Annotated in this window: 19 protein-coding genes; 9 read left to right on the forward strand and 10 right to left on the reverse strand. The window is 76.1% G+C overall.

What is annotated here, in order from left to right; translation table 11 throughout:
- Nucleotides 1-8: 8 nt before the first annotated feature.
- Nucleotides 9-983, reverse strand: coding sequence for an endonuclease/exonuclease/phosphatase family protein (locus NT8_RS00390; RefSeq protein ID WP_067962585.1), 975 nt, complete (start codon nucleotides 981-983; stop codon nucleotides 9-11).
- A 137-nt stretch (nucleotides 984-1,120) separates the two neighbouring features.
- Between NT8_RS00390 and NT8_RS00395 the strand changes: the two genes are divergently transcribed.
- The 3 genes from NT8_RS00395 to NT8_RS00405 all read left to right on the forward strand — a co-directional run bounded on the left by NT8_RS00395 (nucleotide 1,121) and on the right by NT8_RS00405 (nucleotide 3,123).
- A complete protein-coding gene (locus NT8_RS00395) occupies nucleotides 1,121-1,804 on the forward strand; it encodes a flavin reductase family protein (RefSeq protein WP_067962588.1) in 684 nt (227 codons plus the stop codon).
- Between the two features lie 126 nt (nucleotides 1,805-1,930).
- Nucleotides 1,931-2,173 (forward strand): hypothetical protein, encoded by a 243-nt coding sequence (locus NT8_RS00400; protein WP_067962591.1) that lies wholly within the window; start codon nucleotides 1,931-1,933, stop codon nucleotides 2,171-2,173.
- On the forward strand, nucleotides 2,170-3,123 hold the full coding sequence (locus NT8_RS00405) for an SRPBCC family protein (RefSeq protein WP_245645976.1): 954 nt from the start codon (nucleotides 2,170-2,172) through the stop codon (nucleotides 3,121-3,123). The genes NT8_RS00400 and NT8_RS00405 overlap by 4 nt, the downstream gene beginning before the upstream one ends.
- Before the next feature lie 18 nt (nucleotides 3,124-3,141).
- Here the strand turns inward: NT8_RS00405 and NT8_RS00410 are convergent, their stop codons facing one another.
- Nucleotides 3,142-4,035, reverse strand: a complete 894-nt coding sequence (locus tag NT8_RS00410; RefSeq protein ID WP_067962597.1) for an NADP-dependent oxidoreductase — start codon at nucleotides 4,033-4,035, stop codon at nucleotides 3,142-3,144.
- Between the two features lie 236 nt (nucleotides 4,036-4,271).
- Nucleotides 4,272-5,414 carry a serine hydrolase domain-containing protein gene (locus NT8_RS00415; RefSeq protein WP_067962601.1) on the reverse strand — a complete coding sequence of 381 codons (1,143 nt, stop codon included), beginning with the start codon at nucleotides 5,412-5,414 and terminating at the stop codon, nucleotides 4,272-4,274.
- Between the two features lie 254 nt (nucleotides 5,415-5,668).
- On the opposite strand from NT8_RS00415, the gene NT8_RS00420 reads away from it, so the two are divergent.
- The gene (locus NT8_RS00420) at nucleotides 5,669-6,454 is read left to right on the forward strand and encodes a MerR family transcriptional regulator (RefSeq protein ID WP_067962604.1); all 786 of its coding nucleotides are present in this window, start codon (nucleotides 5,669-5,671) and stop codon (nucleotides 6,452-6,454) included.
- A 40-nt stretch (nucleotides 6,455-6,494) separates the two neighbouring features.
- Here NT8_RS00420 and NT8_RS00425 read toward each other — a convergent pair whose 3' ends face one another.
- The gene (locus NT8_RS00425; RefSeq protein WP_067962606.1) at nucleotides 6,495-7,094 is read right to left on the reverse strand and encodes a hypothetical protein; all 600 of its coding nucleotides are present in this window, start codon (nucleotides 7,092-7,094) and stop codon (nucleotides 6,495-6,497) included.
- 270 nt (nucleotides 7,095-7,364) lie between these two features.
- Between NT8_RS00425 and NT8_RS00430 the strand changes: the two genes are divergently transcribed.
- On the forward strand, nucleotides 7,365-8,153 hold the full coding sequence (locus NT8_RS00430) for a hypothetical protein (RefSeq protein WP_067962609.1): 789 nt from the start codon (nucleotides 7,365-7,367) through the stop codon (nucleotides 8,151-8,153).
- Between the two features lie 84 nt (nucleotides 8,154-8,237).
- On the opposite strand, the gene NT8_RS00435 is transcribed toward NT8_RS00430, so the two are convergent.
- A complete protein-coding gene (locus tag NT8_RS00435; protein WP_067962611.1) occupies nucleotides 8,238-8,774 on the reverse strand; it encodes a DUF6924 domain-containing protein in 537 nt (178 codons plus the stop codon).
- A gap of 130 nt (nucleotides 8,775-8,904) precedes the next feature.
- Nucleotides 8,905-9,834, reverse strand: a complete 930-nt coding sequence (locus tag NT8_RS00440) for a zinc-binding dehydrogenase (protein ID WP_067962614.1) — start codon at nucleotides 9,832-9,834, stop codon at nucleotides 8,905-8,907.
- A 118-nt stretch (nucleotides 9,835-9,952) separates the two neighbouring features.
- Here NT8_RS00440 and NT8_RS00445 point away from each other — a divergent pair, with 118 nt between their 5' ends.
- Nucleotides 9,953-10,618 (forward strand): TetR family transcriptional regulator, encoded by a 666-nt coding sequence (locus NT8_RS00445; protein ID WP_245645977.1) that lies wholly within the window; start codon nucleotides 9,953-9,955, stop codon nucleotides 10,616-10,618.
- Nucleotides 10,619-10,676: 58 nt separating this feature from the next.
- On the opposite strand, the gene NT8_RS00450 is transcribed toward NT8_RS00445, so the two are convergent.
- Nucleotides 10,677-11,498 carry an aminotransferase class IV family protein gene (locus NT8_RS00450; RefSeq protein ID WP_067962617.1) on the reverse strand — a complete coding sequence of 274 codons (822 nt, stop codon included), beginning with the start codon at nucleotides 11,496-11,498 and terminating at the stop codon, nucleotides 10,677-10,679.
- A 175-nt stretch (nucleotides 11,499-11,673) separates the two neighbouring features.
- On the opposite strand from NT8_RS00450, the gene NT8_RS00455 reads away from it, so the two are divergent.
- Nucleotides 11,674-12,540: a helix-turn-helix transcriptional regulator gene (locus tag NT8_RS00455; RefSeq protein WP_067962620.1), complete on the forward strand. Its 867-nt coding sequence runs from the start codon at nucleotides 11,674-11,676 to the stop codon at nucleotides 12,538-12,540.
- A gap of 26 nt (nucleotides 12,541-12,566) precedes the next feature.
- Here the strand turns inward: NT8_RS00455 and NT8_RS00460 are convergent, their stop codons facing one another.
- A complete protein-coding gene (locus NT8_RS00460) occupies nucleotides 12,567-13,325 on the reverse strand; it encodes a MerR family transcriptional regulator (RefSeq protein WP_067962622.1) in 759 nt (252 codons plus the stop codon).
- 105 nt (nucleotides 13,326-13,430) lie between these two features.
- Here NT8_RS00460 and NT8_RS00465 point away from each other — a divergent pair, with 105 nt between their 5' ends.
- Complete coding sequence (locus NT8_RS00465) at nucleotides 13,431-13,886, forward strand: DUF6924 domain-containing protein (protein ID WP_067962625.1); 456 nt, start codon at nucleotides 13,431-13,433, stop codon at nucleotides 13,884-13,886.
- Between the two features lie 46 nt (nucleotides 13,887-13,932).
- Here NT8_RS00465 and NT8_RS00470 read toward each other — a convergent pair whose 3' ends face one another.
- Both NT8_RS00470 and NT8_RS00475 read right to left on the reverse strand, forming a co-directional pair.
- On the reverse strand, nucleotides 13,933-14,817 hold the full coding sequence (locus NT8_RS00470; protein WP_067962628.1) for a DUF2268 domain-containing protein: 885 nt from the start codon (nucleotides 14,815-14,817) through the stop codon (nucleotides 13,933-13,935).
- 131 nt (nucleotides 14,818-14,948) lie between these two features.
- Nucleotides 14,949-15,524 (reverse strand): CGNR zinc finger domain-containing protein, encoded by a 576-nt coding sequence (locus NT8_RS00475; protein ID WP_067962631.1) that lies wholly within the window; start codon nucleotides 15,522-15,524, stop codon nucleotides 14,949-14,951.
- 103 nt (nucleotides 15,525-15,627) lie between these two features.
- On the opposite strand from NT8_RS00475, the gene NT8_RS00480 reads away from it, so the two are divergent.
- The gene (locus tag NT8_RS00480) at nucleotides 15,628-16,839 is read left to right on the forward strand and encodes an epoxide hydrolase family protein (RefSeq protein ID WP_067962635.1); all 1,212 of its coding nucleotides are present in this window, start codon (nucleotides 15,628-15,630) and stop codon (nucleotides 16,837-16,839) included.
- Nucleotides 16,840-17,016 lie beyond the last annotated feature (177 nt).

Here is a 17,016-nt window from a genome sequence, read left to right on the forward strand (position 1 = left end):
GCCCCCGGTCAGCCGCCCAGGCGGCGGGGGGCGGTCGCCGGGCGGGCCGCGGGCGGTCGGGGGGCCGGCGGGTGGGCGCGCCCCTCGGTCAACCGCTCGGGGGTCATCGCGGGGGTGTCCCCCAGGCCGAGCGCACGGCCCTTCGGAGCGGCCGCGGGCCGCCGCGGGACCTCCACCTCGAAGAAGACCGGGAAGTGGTCCGCGCCGTCGAGCGGAACGACGCGGTGGCCGGCCGGGCGCAGGTCCTCGGTGACGAAGGCGCGGTCGATGGAGCGGCCGTCCGGGGTGGTGGCCGACGGCGTCCCCGGGCCGAACACGTCCACCAGGGCGGTGTCGCCGACGCGGGTGAAGAAGGCGCGGGGGTCGGGCATGTTGAGGTCGCCCACGATGACCGCCCGCTCGATGCCGCGCTCCGCGAGCCGCTCGCTCAGGAACGCCGCGGTGCTCCGCCCGAACTCGCGGCCGGCCCCCTCGTTGTAGGAGTACTCCACGCCGTCGCGCGTGCGCGCCATGTGGACGGGGTGGACCTGACCCGCCACGATGTGCACGTCGCCGGCGGGGGTCTCGCACCGCGCCACCACCATGCCCTTGGCGTGCCAGGGGAACCGCTCGCCGGTCCGCCAGTGCAGCGCCTCGAACGGGGGGTCGGGCAGCCGCAGGCGCTCGACGTCGAGCAGCGGGAAGACGGAGGCGATGCCGACCCCCAGGTTGCGCACGCCGGGGATGTGGGAATCGCTCCACGGCTGCATCTCCCGGTGCGCCCCGCTGCCCAGGCTCCGGTCCGCGAGGCGTTCGAGCTGGCGGGAGCCCCGTCCGGCGTCCAGCTCGCTCACCGTGAGGATGTGGGGCCGCCCCGCGGCCAGCGCGTCGGCGAAGACGTCGGTGCGGTCCGCGGGGTCGTACCCCGTGGGCGACGCCGGGTCGACCAGGCGGCCGCCGGCGACGTTGGCGTGGTTGATCCGAAGGCGGAAGGCATCGTCCATCCCCCAACCCTAGGGACTCGGCGGTCCGGCCGATCCCGCCGCTGCGGCGGTGCCCCTCCCCCGGCGGGCGCACCGGCCCCGCCCGGCCGGGACGGTTCGGCGGGCGCCGAAGCGCGCCGCTTCTAGGCTCACCGTCCATGACAGGCCGTGAACTGCGTGAACACCCCGCCCCGCCGCTCGACCACCGCACGATCGATCCGAAGATCCTCTACTTCGGCACCCCCGTGGTGCTGCTGTCCACGCTCAACGAGGACGGCACCTCCAACCTCGCCCCCGTCTCGTCGGCCTGGGCCCTGGGCCGCCTGCTCGTGCTGGGGCTGGGCGCCACCGGGCAGACGGCGCGCAACCTCGCCGCGCGTCCCGAGCTGGTGGTCAACCTGCCGTCGGCCGACCTGTGGTGGCGGGTCGAGCGGCTGGCGCCGCTGACGGGCCGGTACCCGGTGCCCGAGGGCAAGCCGCCGGGCTGCCGGTTCGCGGCGGACAAGTTCGCGGCGGCGGGGCTGACCGGGCAGGGGTCGGAACTGGTCGCCCCGCAGCGGGTCGCCGAGTGCCCCCTGCAACTGGAGGCCCGCGCCTCCCGGCTGCGATCCGACGGCTCCGGGGCCTTTGTGGTCGTGGAGGCGGACGTGCTGCGGGTCCACGCCGACCGCGACCTGGTGGTCCCCGGCACCCAGCACATCGACCCGGCGCGCTGGCACCCGCTGATCTACAGCTTCCGGCACTACTTCGGCCTGGGCCCCCAGCTCGGCCACTCCCACCGCTCCGAGACCACCCCCCGCCCGGCCCTCCACCCCACCGGGTCCGACGCGGCCGACCGGTGACCCGCGCCCTCCCGACCGCGGTGGCGCCTCGGCGGCGGCCGAGGCGCCCGCCGAACGTATCCGGCCGCCCATTCCCCGCGCAACCCAGGTTGACACCCGGGGGTCGCGCAACCTAGGTTGACGCTCATGGATGCGGTCCAGCTGGCAGCCACGGCCTCGGATACGTCGACCCCCGTCGACGGTCTGCGGGCCGTCGCCTCCCTGCGCACACTGGTCGACTCGTTGGAGATGCGCCAGGTCGAGCAGGCGCTGCGGTCGGGCGAATCGTGGTCCACGATCGCCGCCGCGCTCGGGGTGACCCGCCAGGCCGTCCACAAGAAGTACGCGAAACGCCTGAGCCACATCGGCGCGACCGAAAGAGGTCAATGATGACGAACGAGTCCACGAGGCCGAGCGCCATCGGCGGGGGCTTCGACCGGGCCATGACCGAAGGCCTGGCCAGCGGGGAAGCGGCGCGCACGGGCCACACCGAAGTCGGCTTCGAGCACCTGCTGCTCGGTATCCTCGTCAACGGCGGCCCCGGCGCCCGGCTGCTCATGGACGCCGGGGTGGGCCTGGCCGAGGCGCGCGCGGCGATCGACGGCCTCCTCCGCGAGGACCTGGCCCTGCTGGGGATCGACGCCCCCCTGCCGGTCGACCCCGACGAACCCGCCGTGCACACGCCCGTCACGCTGCCGCTCAACCCCCGCCTGGAGGAGATCGCCGCCACCTGCCCCTGGTCCGGCGGCGACCGGGCCCTGCTCGCGGCGATGATCGACGACGAGGGCGGCCGAATCCGACGGCTGCTGGACCGGCTCGGCGTGGACACCGACCGCGTCCGCCGCGACCTCGACGGGCCTGCCGAGGCCCGGGGGGCGCCCGCGCCGCGCACCGCCGACGGCGGCCCCACCGGCGACCGCGAGGCGCCGGCCGAGGGGTGGGACCACGCCACCTACGAGGTGGAGGTGCCCGTGCCGGCCGCACGGCTGTGGGACCTCGTCGGCGACCCCGCGCGCCGCGCCGAGTGGGACCCGGGCGCCGAGTCGTCACGGCTGCTCGACGGCGGCGACGTGGAGCTGACCCGCCAGGACGGGACCACCCGGGAGCGGATCGCGCACAGCGTCGCGGGCCGCGAGGTCACCTGGGAGCAGGGCGACCCCGGCGCGCGCCACACGATCCGGATCACCATCGAGCCGGTCGGCGACCACGCGCGTCTGCACCTGCGCAAGGACTGGCCCACCGGCCTGAAGGGGCGCATCGCCAACAACGTGCTGCGCTGGTTCATGCGGTCGACGCTGCGCTACCAGGCGCAGACCATCACCCAGGCCGCCGCGGCGTAGCGGACCCGCCGCGCCCGGTCAGGGGACGAGGACGGTCTTGCCCGAGCCCCACGCCTCCAGGTCGGCGTGGGCCCGCGCCGCCTCCTCCAGCGGCAGCACCCGCGCGGCCGGCGGCGTGATGCGCCCGCTTGCCGCCGCGTCCAGCAGCGTGCGGAGCACGTCGGCCGTCTGGTCCTCCGCGCCGCCCGCCAGGAACGGCACGCCCAGCTCGTCGGCCGCGGAGTCGGCGATGGTGACCACGCGGTCGACGCCGCCGCGCAGCGCGATCGCGTCGGGCAGCGCCCCGTGTCCGGCCGCGTCCAGGACCGCGTCGACGCCGTCCGGCGCCAGCGCGCGCACGCGGTCGGCCAGCCCGTCGCCGTAGGGGGTCGCGGCGGCGCCCAGCGCGCGGACGCGGTCGAGGTTGGCGGGCGCGGCCGTGCCGACCACGGTCACGCCGTCGGCCACCGCGAGCTGGGTGGCGATGGCGCCCACGCTGCCCGAGGCCCCGTTGATGAGCAGGGTCTCGCCCGCGCGGGGGGCGAGCGCCCGCAGGGCGCGCAGCGCCGCCTCCCCCGCCACCGGCAGGGCGGCCGCCGCCACCCAGTCCAGGGCGTCGGGCTTTGCCGCGTAGACCGACAGCAGCGCGTACTCGGCGTAGCCGCCGCCGACGGGCCAGCCCACGACCGCGTCGCCCACGGCGGCGTCGGCCACCCCCGCTCCCACGGCGTCGACGACGCCCGCCACCTCCGCCCCCGGCACGCGCGGCAGCGGCGCCCGCATGGCGCCCGAGCGCAGCTTGACGTCGACCGGGTTGACCCCGGCGGCGCGGACGGCCACCCGGACCTGGCCGGGTCCGGGTTCGGGCACGGGGGCCTCCCCCACGGTCAGCACGGACGGGCCGCCGTGTTCGGTGTGGCGGACGACGCGCATGGGCGCTCCCTGTCGGTCGGACTGCCGGTGGGGACGGCCGGCGGGGCCGGCGTCCGCACCCGTCGGGTGGATCTCGCGCACCCATCCTGGCGGCTCCGCCCGGCCGTGCCCACCACCGGCGGCCCGGTGTGGCCGAGGTCGCGGCGGGCGCAGGTCGGGACCTGCGGGCCCCGCACGCCCGGCCACGGGCGTGCGGGGCCGGAGCGCTCAGGGCGCCGCGCCACCGCCGGTCCGGCCTACCCGGCGCAGAAGACCTCCGTCACGAGCCGCTTCTTCGCCTTCTCGAACGCCTGCGCCGCTGCGGCGAAGTCGAGGTCGGCGTCCCCGATGGTCAGCGACGCGGTGAGGGTGGTGCCGCCGTCGGGCGAGCCGTACATCAGCGCCGCCCAGCCGGCGAATCCGCCGTTGTGGTGGAAGACCGTGCCGCCGCAGTCGGTGTCCTCGGTGAACAGCCCGAGGCCGTAGCGGAAGTCCCCGCTCTTGGGGTGGGGTGTGCGCATCTCGGCGAGCAGCGGGGCGGGCAGGAGGCGGCCGCCCAGCAGCGCGGACATGAACGTGTGCAGGTCCTCGGTGGTCGAGATCATGTCGCCGGAGCTGGAGGCCCAGGAGTAGTTCCCCCGGGTGACGTCGGCGACCTCCACCCGGCCGTCGACCTCGTACCGGTAGTAGGCGTGGGCGTGCGGCTCGGGGATGTCCGGCGAGGCGTCCGGCGCCACGGTGTGCGTCATCCCCAGCGGGTCCAGGACCAGCCGCCGCATCTCGGCGGCGAACGGGCGGCCGGTGGTCTCCTCGATCAGCAGCCGGGCCAGCACGTAGTTGGTGTTGGAGTAGCTCCAGTCCGTCCCCGGTTCGAAGCGGGCCGGCTTGGACAGCGCCAGGCGGACCAGCTCCTCCGGCCGGTAGGTGTGGGACAGCGCGTCGACGTACTCCTGGCCCTGGACGGGGATGCCCGGCAGGAGGGTGCCGTCGGGGCCGAGATCGCCGGTGTGGTTGAACACCCCGCTGGTGTGCTGCAGCAGCATGCGCACCGTGATCCGCCCGTCCAGCCCGAACTCGGGCAGGGAGTCGGCCACCGGGTCGTCCAGCCCGATCGCGCCCTCGGCGACCAGCCGCAGGACCGCGGTCGCGACCAGGGTCTTGGTCACGCTGCCGACCCGGAAGTGCCCGTCGGTCGGCGGCTCGGCGGTCTCGCCCAGCTTGCGCACCCCGGCGCTGCCGACCCACGTCCGCCCCTGGTCGTGCACCCGCAGCTGCACCCCGGCGAACCCGAATCCGACGATCTCCTCGATGGCCGCCCGCAGTTCCGGGCGGTCCTGCCCGCTCGCGGCGGACGCGTCCTGGTCGACGCCGTGCCGGTGGGCGTTGTTGGTTTCGCTCATGCCCCGAGCGTTCACCCTGACCTCGGGTCAAGGTCAAGCCGCGCTTCCCGCGCCCCTCCGGCGGCGCACGCGGACCGGACGCCCGCCCCGCTCCCCCGCCGCACGGGTTGACCCTGACCCAAGGGCAGGGTGCACACTCGGCGGGTGACAACGGCGAACCCGGCCCGGCCGGGCACATCCTCCGAGGCGGCCCGGCGCACGGCACCGGGCGACGGCGCACCGGCCGGCCGCGACGGCGCGCGCGGGGCGGTCCGATGACGGGGCACCGGCCCGGCGGCGTGACGATCGGGCAGGCCGCGGCGTTCGCGGACGTCACGGTCAAGACCGTCCGGCACTACCACCGCCACGGCCTGCTCCCCGAACCGCCGCGCGACGGCTCCGGCTACCGCCGGTACGGGTCGGACGACCTGCTGCGGCTGGTCCAGGTCCGCACCCTGGCCACCGCCGGCGTACCGCTGTCGCGGATCGCGGCCCTGCTCGACGCCGGCCCCGAGCAGTTCGCCGCCGCCCTCACCGAGGTCGAACGGCGCCTGACCGAGCGGATCGAGGAGCTGATCGCCCGGCGGGACACGCTGCACCGGGTCGCCGACGACCGGGCCCTGCTGCCCGACCGCGCCCTGGCGGTCCTGGAGCGGATGACCGCCCTCGGCTTCACCCCCGACTACGTGGCCGGCCAGCGCGAGGCCCTGGTGCTGTTCCGGGCGCTGGCCCCCGAAGGGCTCGACCACTTCCTGGCCAACCTCGAACACCGGTTGGACGACCCCGAGTACGTGGACCTGATCAAGCGCGGCGTCGCCGCCATGTCCTGGGAGCCCGACGACCCCCGGCTCGACCGGCTCGCCGCCGCCTTCGCCGCGAAGCTGCTGGCCCACCGCGAACTGCTGGAGGCCCCGGCCGACTCCCGGGTCGGGCCCGACACCGCCACCCGGTACCGGCTGATCGACCACCACCGCGAAGGCCACTCGCCGGCCTGGGTGCGGCTCAACGCGCTGGTCGAGGCCCGGCTGCGCGCCGCGGGCGTCCCCCTCCCCCACGGCTGACGCCCGCGCTCGGCGCGGCGCCGGGCCCGGCGGGGTCCGGTCACACGTCGGCCTCGACCACCGGGCGGAGGCGGTCGGCCATCTCGTCGGGGGCGACGGTGCGCTCCAGCCGGGTGGAGCTCTCGGGGATCTGCGACGGGCACTCGCCCTCGGTCCCGGGCAGGCCGAAGGAGGCGACCAGCGCGCCGGTGTGCGCGGCGTAGACGCGGAACGCGTAGGTGGCGTCGACCAGGGGGACGGGCGACGCCCGGCCGCCGCCCAGCGGCGCGTAGTCGCACTCGGTCACGGTGGGCCCGACCTCGGCGAGGTAGCGGCAGACGACCAGGCGCGGGCGCTCGCCCTCCTCGGGCCGCCACTCCGGCGGCAGGGCGGTGTCGTCCTCCAGCCGCAGGTACCGCCCGTCCTCGTCGGGTTCGAGCACGTGGAGTTCGGCGGGGTGCGGGCCGGGGCCGGCGTAGGGGTCGGCGCGCGGCGACGGGGGCGCCGCGCCGCCGATGACGCGCGGGCAGGAGAAGTGGCCGGACCCGCCCAGCGGTCCGACCGCCAGGTAGGCCATCCCGCCGGCGAGCACGGCGCCGCCCACGCCGGCGGCGATCCACCGGCGGCGCCGGTACGTGCTGGGCGGGAGGGTGGGGAACACGGCGGCCTCCGGGGGTAGCGGCGCGCGGCTTCCGTCCGACCCTAACCCGCGGGGCGGGCGCGGAGCCGGATCGTCCGGTCCGCGGCACCGCCCCGCGTGCCCCCGCGCGGGCGCCGCCGGGAGCGCGTCGGCGCCCACCGCGCACAGGAGCACCGCCACCTGACGGCCCGACCAAAAGCCCACATAACGGTCATGGCGGACACGGTGGTCGGCGTGCGGTATCCCGGTCCTATGACGGCGTCACATCCCCGAACCCGAGGAGAACCCTCCATGGACCTGCCCGGCGAACACGCGCGGACCCTGGCGCGCATCGAAGGACACCTGCGCCGCGACCCCCGGTTCCTCGGCCTGGGCGCGGGCGGCTCGCTGCTCTCCGGCCGCACCGACGAGTACTCCGACCTCGATCTCGTCGCCGTCGTGGCCGACGGACACCACGGCGAGGTCATGGCCGCCCGCACGGAGATCGCCGCCTCCTGGGGGGACCTGCTCGCCGCGTTCACCGGTGAGCACGTCGGTGAGCCGAGGCTGCTCATCTGCCTCTACGCCGACCCGCTGCTGCACGTGGACCTGAAGTTCCTGCGCGCCGACGAACTCGCCGACCGGATCGAGGACCCCCTGGTGGTGTGGGAGCGCGACGGCGCGCTGTCCCGCGCGCTGGAGAAGCGCCCGGCCGTGCCCCTGGCGGTCGACCCCCAGTGGATCGAGGACCGCTTCTGGATCTGGGTCCACTACGCCGCCGGCAAGCTCGGCCGCGGGGAGCTGCTCGAGGTGGTCGAGTTCCTCGGGTTCCTGCGGTCCCAGGTGCTCGTGCCGCTCGCCGGGGCGGCGCGGGGGCTGGAGCCGCGCGGCGTGCGCAAGGTCGAGCAGGCGCTGCCCGACCTCGTGCCCGCCCTCCGCGAGACGGCGCCCGGCTACGACCCCGAGCGCCTGGGCGCGGCCGTGCGCCGCTGCGTCGGCATGTACCTGGAGCTGCGCGACGCCCTGCCCCACCCCCCGGCCCACCAGGCGCGGGCGGCCGAGGCGGCCACCCGCTACCTGGACGACGTCCTGGGCGGGTGAGCGGACCCGCGCCCCGGGACGCCGCCCGCCCGCGCCCGCCGGCCTCCGGCGCCGGCGGGCGGGGCCGGGTCGGGCCGCGCCTTCCTACGGCAGCTCCAGCGGGCGCGGGGTGAAGGTGAAGGCGGGCTGCTCCGGGTCGGGGTACTGCGGCGCGTCGGGCCCGTAGTAGGTCGCGAACCGCAGGACGCCGTCGGGGGCCTCGCCCGCCCCATCGGCGAAGTCGGCGAAGTCCAGGTTGGCGATCGACAGGTTGCAGTCGACGTAGTAGACCATGTCCAGCGCCGAGCGGAAGCGCGTCTCCTCGACGGGTCGCGGCTCCCAACCGGGGACGGGCACGTCCACGGTCAGCAGCGGCCAGCCCTTCTCCTCGGTCAGGGCCTCCGCGTCGGCCAGGAACACGGCGTTGGCGGCCGGTCCGCTCACCGCCGCCACGACCTCCTCCGGGGTGGCGTCCGCCCAGGCGGGGTCGTCCACGAGGAGGAAGTCGGGCGACGGGCGCCCGTACCTGCCGTACTCCTCGTCCAGCGCCCGCAGCAACGCCCGCCAGAGGCCGTCGTCGCCGTAGTGGGTCCGGACGACGGCGAACTGCCCTTCGTCGCCGAGGTCGATGGCCGGTCGCACGGGAGAAGCTCCTTCGTCGGGGGGAGCCCCCGCTGCGCGCGGGGGCACCCCCTTGGTACCAGTGCCCAGCGACACGTCCCGCACCGACGCTGAGGACAGCGTCCCGGGCGCGGCGGGCCGGCGGTCCGGCTCAGGACAGGTCGAGCACCGCCTTGCCGTGCAGCCGGCGCCCGACCAGGGCCTGGACCCCCTCGGCGGCGCGGTCCCAGCCGCCCCGCCAGGAGATCTGCGGGTCCAGCTCCCCGGCGGCGACCCTGGCGGCCAGCCACTCCAGGTCGCGCGCGAGCCCGGACTCGGTCAGCAGGTAGAACGTGGTGATGGTGCGGTCGTTGCGGCCCTCGTTGCCCAGCAGCGCGCCGAAGGGGAAGACCGCGGACTCGTCGGTGCCGTGGCCGACCGACACCAGGGTGCCGCCCGCCGCCAGGCGGTCGAACGCCGCCGCGAGCTGCGGGCCGCCGACCATGTCGAGGACCCCGTCGACCTGCCCGCTGTAGGCGCCGGGGCCCTGGACCACCTCGTGGGCGCCGAGGGCGCGCAGCCCCGCGCCGTGGGCGGCGGGGTCGCCGGTGGAGGCGACGACGTGGGCGCCGCCCCGGCGGGCGAGCTGCACCGCGTAGCGGCCGACGCCGCCGGTGGCCCCGGTGACGAGCACGCGGGCGCCCAGCAGCGGGCGGATGCGCCGGAGCGCGCGCAGGGCGCTGGTGGCGGCGACGGGGATGGTGGCGATCGCGCCGAGGTCGGCCCCCTCGGGCACGGCGCCGAGGAGCCCGGTGTCGACCGCCCGCAGTTCGGCCCACCCGCCGTCGGCCCCCAGGGTGACCACGGGGGTGCCCGCGGCGGGGCCGGAGCCGTCGGCGGCGGCGCGCTCGACCACCCCGGCGGCGTCCCAGCCCAGGACGCGGCCGTCGTCCGCGGCGGCGAGGACGTGGGCGACCTCGCCGTAGTTCAGCGACGTGGCCGTCACCCGGACCAGTGCCTGGTGCGGAGCCGGCTCGGGGTCGGGGGCCTCACCCGGCCGCAGGCCGCCGGGGGCGGAGTGGTCGACGAGGAGTGCGCGCATGGCGGACCTTCTTCTTCGCGAGGGGGCACAGCGGTGCCGGGGACCCGGACACCCGGATTGTGCCACTCAGTGGCATAAACCTACAAGTGGCAAAAGCGTTCCGGATACACTTCCCCGTGTGACTCCAGCCGCCGCCCCCGCCGCCCCGTCCGACCTGCCGCTGCGCGAGCGCAAGAAGCTGCGCACCCGGCGCGACCTGGTCGACACCGCGCTGCGCATGTTCACCGAGCGGGGCTTCGACGGCACCACCCTGGACGAGCTGTGCGCGGCGGTGGAGGTGTCCAAGCGGACCTTCTTCCGCACCTTCACCAGCAAGGAGGACGTCGCGATGGCGCCCACCCAGGACCTGTGGCAGGTCTTCGTGGAGCGCCTCACCGACCGCGACCCCGCCGGGCGCCCGCTCGCGGCCGAGCTGCAGGACGTCCTGCTGGAGGCGCTGGCGGCCATGCCCGACGACGGGTGGGCGGAGCGCACCCTGCTCAGCCGCCGCCTCGCCGCGTCCACGCCCTCCATGGACGCCCACGGGCTGCACTTCTGCAACCGCACCAGCGCCGGGATCGTCGCCGACCTGCACCGCCGGCTCGACCTCGACCCCGCCGACCCCCGCCCCCGCCTCGCCATCGACCTGGTCGTGGCGGCCTGGCACCACGCGCTGGATTCCTGGACCGCCCAGGACGGCGGGCACACCCGCGACGCCCTCGCCGACCGGGTGCGCGCCGCCTTCGCCGCACTGCCCGGCGCCCTCACCTTCACCGCCCCCGCCCGCGTCGCGGCCGCCGACTGAGACGCCGGCGGGCCGGACGGGACGCTCCCCTGTCCGGCCCACCGGCACCGGCCGCGCGTCAGGGGGTGGTGCGGGGCTCGGCGTCGAAGGCCCGGTGCAGCAGGTCCACGAACCCCGGCGCCTCCGGCAGCGGCGAGGCCCCGATCCGCGTCAGCGGCACCCCCGGTGTCCAGGAGTTCATGACCACCCCGCCCGCCAGCGACGCCACGTCCGCCACGGTGACCGGGCGCACCACCTGGGGGACGCCCAGGACGTCCAGCCGCCGGCGCACGATGCCCATGGTCGTGCCGGTCAGCATCTCCGCTTCCGGCCACACCACCGCGGTGCCGTCCCAGAACGCCAGGTTCCAGATGGACGCCTCGCTGAGCCGCCCCCGCCGGTCGACGAAGGCGGCGTCGTCGTACCCGTTCTCGACCGCCCGGCGCAGGTAGTAGGTCTTGGCGACCTCGCCGACGTGCTTGACGGACGGCAGGGCGCGCTCGTGCTCCACCGCCTCCAGTGCCAGCGGCCCCGCCGGTCCCGAGGAGGGCGGGCCGGTGCGTACCAGCACGTCCAGTTCGGGGCCGTCCGCCGCCGTGAACTCCCCCACCGGGGAGGAGACGTACAGCGCCAGCGAGACGTCGTCCGGCGCTGTCTCCAGCGCCGCCCTCAGCAGCTCCCGCACCCGCTCGTCGGGCAGCGCCCGGCCGAACATCTCCACCGACGCGGCCCGCAGCCGGGCCAGGTGCAGGTCGAGCCCCCGGACACCGCCGCCGCGCACCTGCATGGCGGTGAAGTGGGCGTAGCCGGCGAAGGCCAGCGGGGCGAGGTCCCCGGCGGTCGCCGGGCGGCCGTTGCGCTGGACGGCGGCGGGTGCGGTCTGGGTGTCGGCGGTGCTCATCGGACGTCTCCCCCTGGTTCGTGGTGTGGCGTGCGCCCCGCGTCCGTCGCGGCCGGGGGCTCGGTTCCGAGCCTGGCGCAGCGGGCGCCACCCGCCCAGACCCGCCGCGACCCGGGACGCCCCGTCCTACGCCTGGCGGTATCAGGCTCGTGCGGGGCGCCGCGATAATGGCGGCATGGAGCGGCGGAGCGGGGCGGGCCCGATCGACACGCGGTCGCAGGTGGCGGCGTTCCTGCGCAGCCGCCGGGCCCGGCTGCGCCCCGCCGACATCGGCCTACCCGGCACCGACCGCCACCGCCGGGTGCCGGGCCTGCGCCGCGAGGAGGTCGCCCTGGCCGCGGGGGTCTCGGTCGCCTACCTCACCCGGCTGGAGCAGGGCCAGGCCGGCAAGGTGTCGCCCGAGGTGCTCGACGCCCTCGCGCGCGCCCTGCGGCTGTCGGGCGCCGAGCACACCCACCTCGCCCATCTGCTGAACTGCCGGCACCGCGGCGGCCACGCGCCCCCGGAGGCCCAGCACGTGCGCCCCGCGCTGCGCGGCCTGCTGGCCGCGATGGAGGGGGTGCCGGCCTACGTGACGGGGCGGCGCTGCGACCTGCTCGCCTGGAACCGGGCGGCGTCGGCCGTGTTCGGCGACTGGGACGGGCTGCCGCCGCGCGAGCGCAACTGGGCGCGCCTGGTGTTCCTGCACCCCGGCCACCGCGCCCTGTTCGCCGACCCGGAGGCGGTGGCGGCCGACGCCGTCGGCGCCCTGCGGCTCGACGCGGGCTGCTACCCCGACGACCCGCTGCTGGCGGCGCTGCTGGACGACCTCGCGGCGGGCAGCGCGGACTTCCGCCGCCTGTGGTCCGGCCAGGACGTGCGCCGCCAGGACCACGGCACCCGCCCGGTGCGCCACCCGGAGGCGGGCGCGCTCGACCTCTCCTTCGAGACCGTGCGCCTGCCCGGCGACACCGAGCAGTTCCTCACCCTCTACTCCGCCCCGCCCGGCTCCCCGGCGGCCGCCGCCCTGCGCGCCCTGGAGCCCCGGCCCGCGCGGGACTGAACGGACGGGCGGGCGGCGCCGCGAGGCTACATCGCGGTGCGGGCGTAGGTGTGCAGCGCGGCGCGGACGAACTCCGCCCCCGCCTCGTCCTCGTACATGCCGGCGTAGCGGGGATCGTCCACGAAGGAGTCCGCCACGCCGTGCACCATGGCGATCGAGCGCTCCCGGTCGCCGTCGGCCGTGGGCGTGCCCGGGATGCCGCCGAGCCAGCGGACGTGCCGGGCGGCCAGCTCCTGGGCGGGTTCGGACTCCGGGGAGACCCCGGACCGCGCGGCGGCGACCCAGGCGGCGACGAGGTCGTCGGCGGCCTGCTTCCAGGCCCGCTGCTGGGCGAGGGTCTTGCCGTGCCACCAGTCGTTGCTCACCCGGTACGCGCGCTCGCCCCAGCGGGAGACGACCTCGTCCTTGTAGCGGTCGTTGAACCCCGACAGCATGAGGTCCATCCGCGGTTCGGCGCCCGCCTCCAGGGCCTCCAGGGTGTGCCGCACCGACCGGATCCGCCGGTCGATGCCGTCCCGCTCCTCCTCCAGCGCGGCGATGTGGGCGCGCAGCCCGTCGCGCTCGTCCACCTCGTCGGCCAGCACCTCGGCGATGGCCGGCAGGCCCATGCCGAGCCGGCGCATGAGCAGGATGCGCTGCAGCCGGGCGACCGCGGCGGCGTCGTAGTAGCGGTACCCGTTCTCGCCGACCCGGGACGGGGCCAGCAGCCCGATGCCGTCGTAGTGGCGCAGGGTGCGGCTGGTGACGCCGGCCCGCGTCGCCAGCTCCTGGATCGTCCACTCCATCGCCCTATTGTCGCGGCCCGACGGCGCGGGAAACGTCGCCGGGCGCTGGTACCAAGGGGGCGCCGCCGCGCATGCGGCGGCGCCCCCGACGAAGGAGTTCCCGCCATGCGACCGGCCATCGACCTCGGCGACGGGCAGCACGTCGCCCTCGTCCGGACCCACTACGGCGACGAGGGCGCCTGGCGGGCCCTGCTGGACGCCGTGGAGGCGGAGTACGCCAAGCTCGACGAGCCGCCGTCCCGCATCCTCGTCGTGGACGACCCCGCCTGGGCGGGCGCCGCCCCGGACGAGGCCGTGGCGGCCGTCGGCGACGGAGAGGCCGAGGCCGTGTTCCTCGCCGACGAGCGGGCGATGTCCGAGGAGGGCCGGCCGCTGCTGTTCGCGTACGTGCCCGACGACGAGCCGCGTCCCGACGAGGAGACCCGGTTCCGCGTGGCGCTGGACATGCTCCCCTCCGTCGACGTCAACCTGTCCGTCGCCAACACGGACGTGTCCGACTACGCCGACGCCGCGCGGGAGGCGCCCGACGGCGTCCTGCGGGAGGCGTCCTACCTGGCCTGACCCCCGCCGCCCCCGACCTTCCCCCGCGTTCCGGGGGTCGCGGCCGTCACCGGTCGCGGAGCGCGACCGCGATCACCTCCGCGGCGTCGGCGTGCAGGGCCTCCGCCGCCGTCCGGCCGGTCGCCGCCAGGTAGGCGTCGACCAGCCGGGTGCCCGCGGCGTACCCGGCGCCCATCGGCAGCCCCACCGGGGTGAGGCCGAAGCGCTCGGCGCTGGGGTCGCCGTGCGCCCAGGCGGTGAAGTTCTGCATGCCGGTGACGTCGAGCCCGGTGAGGACCTTGGCGAAGACCTCGTCGTCGTGCAGGTGCGGCACGCCGATGCGGGTGTGGCCCAGCTCGTCGCCGTAGAGCTGCCGGGCCAAGGCGTCGGCCAGCCCTTCGGACACGAGGTGCTCGCCGACCGTGACGGTCGCCGGGTCCCACACCACGCCACCCGGGCTGAACCGCAGGTTGTGGTGGAGTTCGTGCACGGCGGTGGACTCCAGCCGCTCCACGTTCTCGGGGTAGGGCCAGAGCTTGATCTCGATGTTGCCGGAGATCCCGCCGAACCCGGTCACCCCCAGGCAGGGGCCCATGAAGTGCGCGTCGCCCGGGTCGCCGAGGATCAGCGCCACGGTGACGTCGGGGGCCGCGAACCCCGGGTTGGCCTTCAGCAGGACGTCCCGGGCGTCATCGAGGGCGCGCCGCATGCGCTCCCAGGCCCCGGCCGCCGCCAGGGTCTCCAGCGCGCCGAGGCAGCGCTCCTCGTCGCGGTCGATGGGGAACCCGTTCGTCATGAGGTGGGTGTCGACCAGGTCGACCTCGCCCGGGTTGTAGCGGTACAGGCCCTTGTTGGGCTCCAGCATCGCGCGCAGGAGTTCCCGGCGCTCGGCGGCCGGGGCCAGCAGGATCTTCTTCGTCGCGGTGTAGGTGTCCAGAACGGTGATCGACATGGCCCGGATGCTAGAAGTTGACGCAGCGTCAAGGTCAAGCCGGCGGGGACGCGGTCCCGCCGGCGGCGCCCCGGGGCGCGCCCGCACCCGGCCGGGCCGGTGCCGTGCACGGGCCCCGTCGCGGGTGGCGGTCACCCCGCCGCGCCGTGCTCCCCGCGTCGCTTGGCGGTGAACCGCGCCTTCTTCTGGCGGTTTCCGCACGTGTTCATCTCGCACCATTTGCGGGTGCGGCTCTGGCTGGTGTCGAAGAAGGCGGCCCGGCAGGTCGGCGACGCGCACAGGGCCAGCCGCCCGTCGCGCTCGCCCGCGATGACGCTGATCGCGTCGGCGGCGATCACGCCCAGGGCGTCCTCCACGGCCGACGCCGGGCCGAGCCGCCACCGCCGCTCCCCCTCGGGCGTCAGGACGGCCGCCGCGCGCCCCTGGGCGCTGCGGTCGTTGATGACGCGCAGGGCGGGCCCCGGGAGCGGGTCCCCGACGGCGGCCGCCGTCGCGGCGGCGTGGATCGCCTCCCGCAGCTCCCGCCCGAGGTCGAGCTGGTCGGCGGTGCAGGAGTCGACGGCGAGGCCGCTCACCGCCAGCCAGTCGGCCAGGCGCTGCGGCGTGGGGATGCGCTCCACGGGATCGCCCCGGCGCTCGGTCAGCGTGGCCGTGAAGCTGGTCGCCAGCACGCTGCCGAGGCGGAATTCGGGGAACTCGGCGGACATGGAACCACCTTAGCCGGTTGCACGCGGACACGCCCGCCTGTTAGAACCGTCTAAGCCGGTTCACAGCAGCTCGCGGCCTGTTCCGCGAAGGCCAGGAGGTCCCATGACCCGCCCCACCGACGCCGTCCACCCCTTCCACGCCCGCGCCACCGACGCCGACCTCGCCGATCTGCGCGCGCGGCTCGCAGCGGCGCGGCTGCCGGAGGCCGAGACGGTCCTCGGCGCCCCGCCCGGCCCGCGCCGCTGGGACCAGGGCGTGCCCCTCGCCGACCTCACCGACGTCGTGGACCACTGGCGCACCGGCTACGACTGGCGGGCGTTCGAGGACCGCCTCGACCGCATCGGCCAGTTCCGCACGGTCATCGACGGCCTGGGCATCCACTTCCTGCACCGCCGGTCCGCGCGCGCCGACGCCACTCCCCTGCTCATGACGCACGGCTGGCCGGGCAGCGTCGCCGAGTTCACCGACGTCGTGGCGGAGCTGGCGGACCCCGAGGACGCGGACGCGCCGGCGTTCCACGTCGTGGTCCCGTCGCTGCCGGGCTTCGGCTACAGCGACAAGCCGGCCACCACCGGGTGGGGCACGGAGAAGATCGCGGCCGCGTGGGTGGAGCTGATGGGCCGGCTCGGCTACGGCAGGTTCGCCGCCCACGGCGGCGACTGGGGCGGCAACATCACCACGGTGCTCGGCGGCAGGTTCCCGGAGCACGTCCTCGGCATCCACACGACGTTCGCGGAGGGGCCGCCCGGTCTGACCATGGACGGGCTGACGGCGGCCGAGCGCGAATGGGCCGAGCAGACCCGCCACTTCTGGCGCCACCGCGCGGCGTACGCCAAGCAGCAGGCGACCCGGCCCCAGACCATCGGCTACGCGCTGGTCGACTCGCCGGTGGGGCTCCTCGCCTGGCTCCTGGACAAGTTCGCGGAGTGGTCGGACACCGAGGACAGCCCGTTCGAGAGGATTCCCCGGGACCGCGTCCTGGACGACGTCACCCTGTACTGGCTGACGCGGACCGGCGCGTCGGCCGCCCGCATCTACTACGAGAGCCACAACTCGCTCGACCCCCAGCTCCGGGTCGACGTCCCCTCGGCGATCACCGTGTACCCCCGCGACGTCGAGAGGTACCCGCGCCCCTGGGCGCGGGAGCGGTTCCGGCGGATCGTCCACTGGGGGACCCCCGAGGCCGGGGGGCACTTCCCGTCGCTGGAGGTGCCCGACTTCTACGTCGACGACCTGCGCCAAGGCCTCGCGGCGGTGCTGGCCGCACGGGGTGAACGCGGCCCGCGCGATAGGGACGTGCGCGGCGGCGCGTGATCGGGTAGCCTCGGCCACGTCCTGTCCCCGGCGAATGAGGTGGACGTTGCGCATCTGAGGTCCGCGACCGCCACGCGGTGGTACACCGTCACCCCGGCCCCCGTGCCGCCCGTGACCCGCGTGGAAGCGACCTCGGTGCATGTGCCGTCCCTCAGCCGGACGGCCGCGCTCCCCTTT

Origin of the sequence: Nocardiopsis trehalosi NBRC 14201 (assembly GCF_001552555.1) — a bacterium.
Lineage (GTDB): Bacteria > Actinomycetota > Actinomycetes > Streptosporangiales > Streptosporangiaceae > Nocardiopsis_B > Nocardiopsis_B trehalosi.

What these genes read in the sequence shown, in the direction of transcription:
- NT8_RS00390 (WP_067962585.1), bottom strand. Translation starts at nt 983, where the DNA reads ATGGACGATGCCTTCCGCCTTCGGATCAACCACGCCAACGTCGCCGGC.
- NT8_RS00395 (WP_067962588.1), top strand. Translation starts at nt 1,121, where the DNA reads ATGACAGGCCGTGAACTGCGTGAACACCCCGCCCCGCCGCTCGACCAC.
- NT8_RS00400 (WP_067962591.1), top strand. Translation starts at nt 1,931, where the DNA reads ATGGATGCGGTCCAGCTGGCAGCCACGGCCTCGGATACGTCGACCCCC.
- NT8_RS00405 (WP_245645976.1), top strand. Translation starts at nt 2,170, where the DNA reads ATGATGACGAACGAGTCCACGAGGCCGAGCGCCATCGGCGGGGGCTTC.
- NT8_RS00410 (WP_067962597.1), bottom strand. Translation starts at nt 4,035, where the DNA reads ATGCGCGTCGTCCGCCACACCGAACACGGCGGCCCGTCCGTGCTGACC.
- NT8_RS00415 (WP_067962601.1), bottom strand. Translation starts at nt 5,414, where the DNA reads ATGAGCGAAACCAACAACGCCCACCGGCACGGCGTCGACCAGGACGCG.
- NT8_RS00420 (WP_067962604.1), top strand. Translation starts at nt 5,669, where the DNA reads ATGACGGGGCACCGGCCCGGCGGCGTGACGATCGGGCAGGCCGCGGCG.
- NT8_RS00430 (WP_067962609.1), top strand. Translation starts at nt 7,365, where the DNA reads ATGGACCTGCCCGGCGAACACGCGCGGACCCTGGCGCGCATCGAAGGA.
- NT8_RS00440 (WP_067962614.1), bottom strand. Translation starts at nt 9,834, where the DNA reads ATGCGCGCACTCCTCGTCGACCACTCCGCCCCCGGCGGCCTGCGGCCG.
- NT8_RS00450 (WP_067962617.1), bottom strand. Translation starts at nt 11,498, where the DNA reads ATGAGCACCGCCGACACCCAGACCGCACCCGCCGCCGTCCAGCGCAAC.
- NT8_RS00455 (WP_067962620.1), top strand. Translation starts at nt 11,674, where the DNA reads ATGGAGCGGCGGAGCGGGGCGGGCCCGATCGACACGCGGTCGCAGGTG.
- NT8_RS00460 (WP_067962622.1), bottom strand. Translation starts at nt 13,325, where the DNA reads ATGGAGTGGACGATCCAGGAGCTGGCGACGCGGGCCGGCGTCACCAGC.
- NT8_RS00465 (WP_067962625.1), top strand. Translation starts at nt 13,431, where the DNA reads ATGCGACCGGCCATCGACCTCGGCGACGGGCAGCACGTCGCCCTCGTC.
- NT8_RS00470 (WP_067962628.1), bottom strand. Translation starts at nt 14,817, where the DNA reads ATGTCGATCACCGTTCTGGACACCTACACCGCGACGAAGAAGATCCTG.
- NT8_RS00475 (WP_067962631.1), bottom strand. Translation starts at nt 15,524, where the DNA reads ATGTCCGCCGAGTTCCCCGAATTCCGCCTCGGCAGCGTGCTGGCGACC.
- NT8_RS00480 (WP_067962635.1), top strand. Translation starts at nt 15,628, where the DNA reads ATGACCCGCCCCACCGACGCCGTCCACCCCTTCCACGCCCGCGCCACC.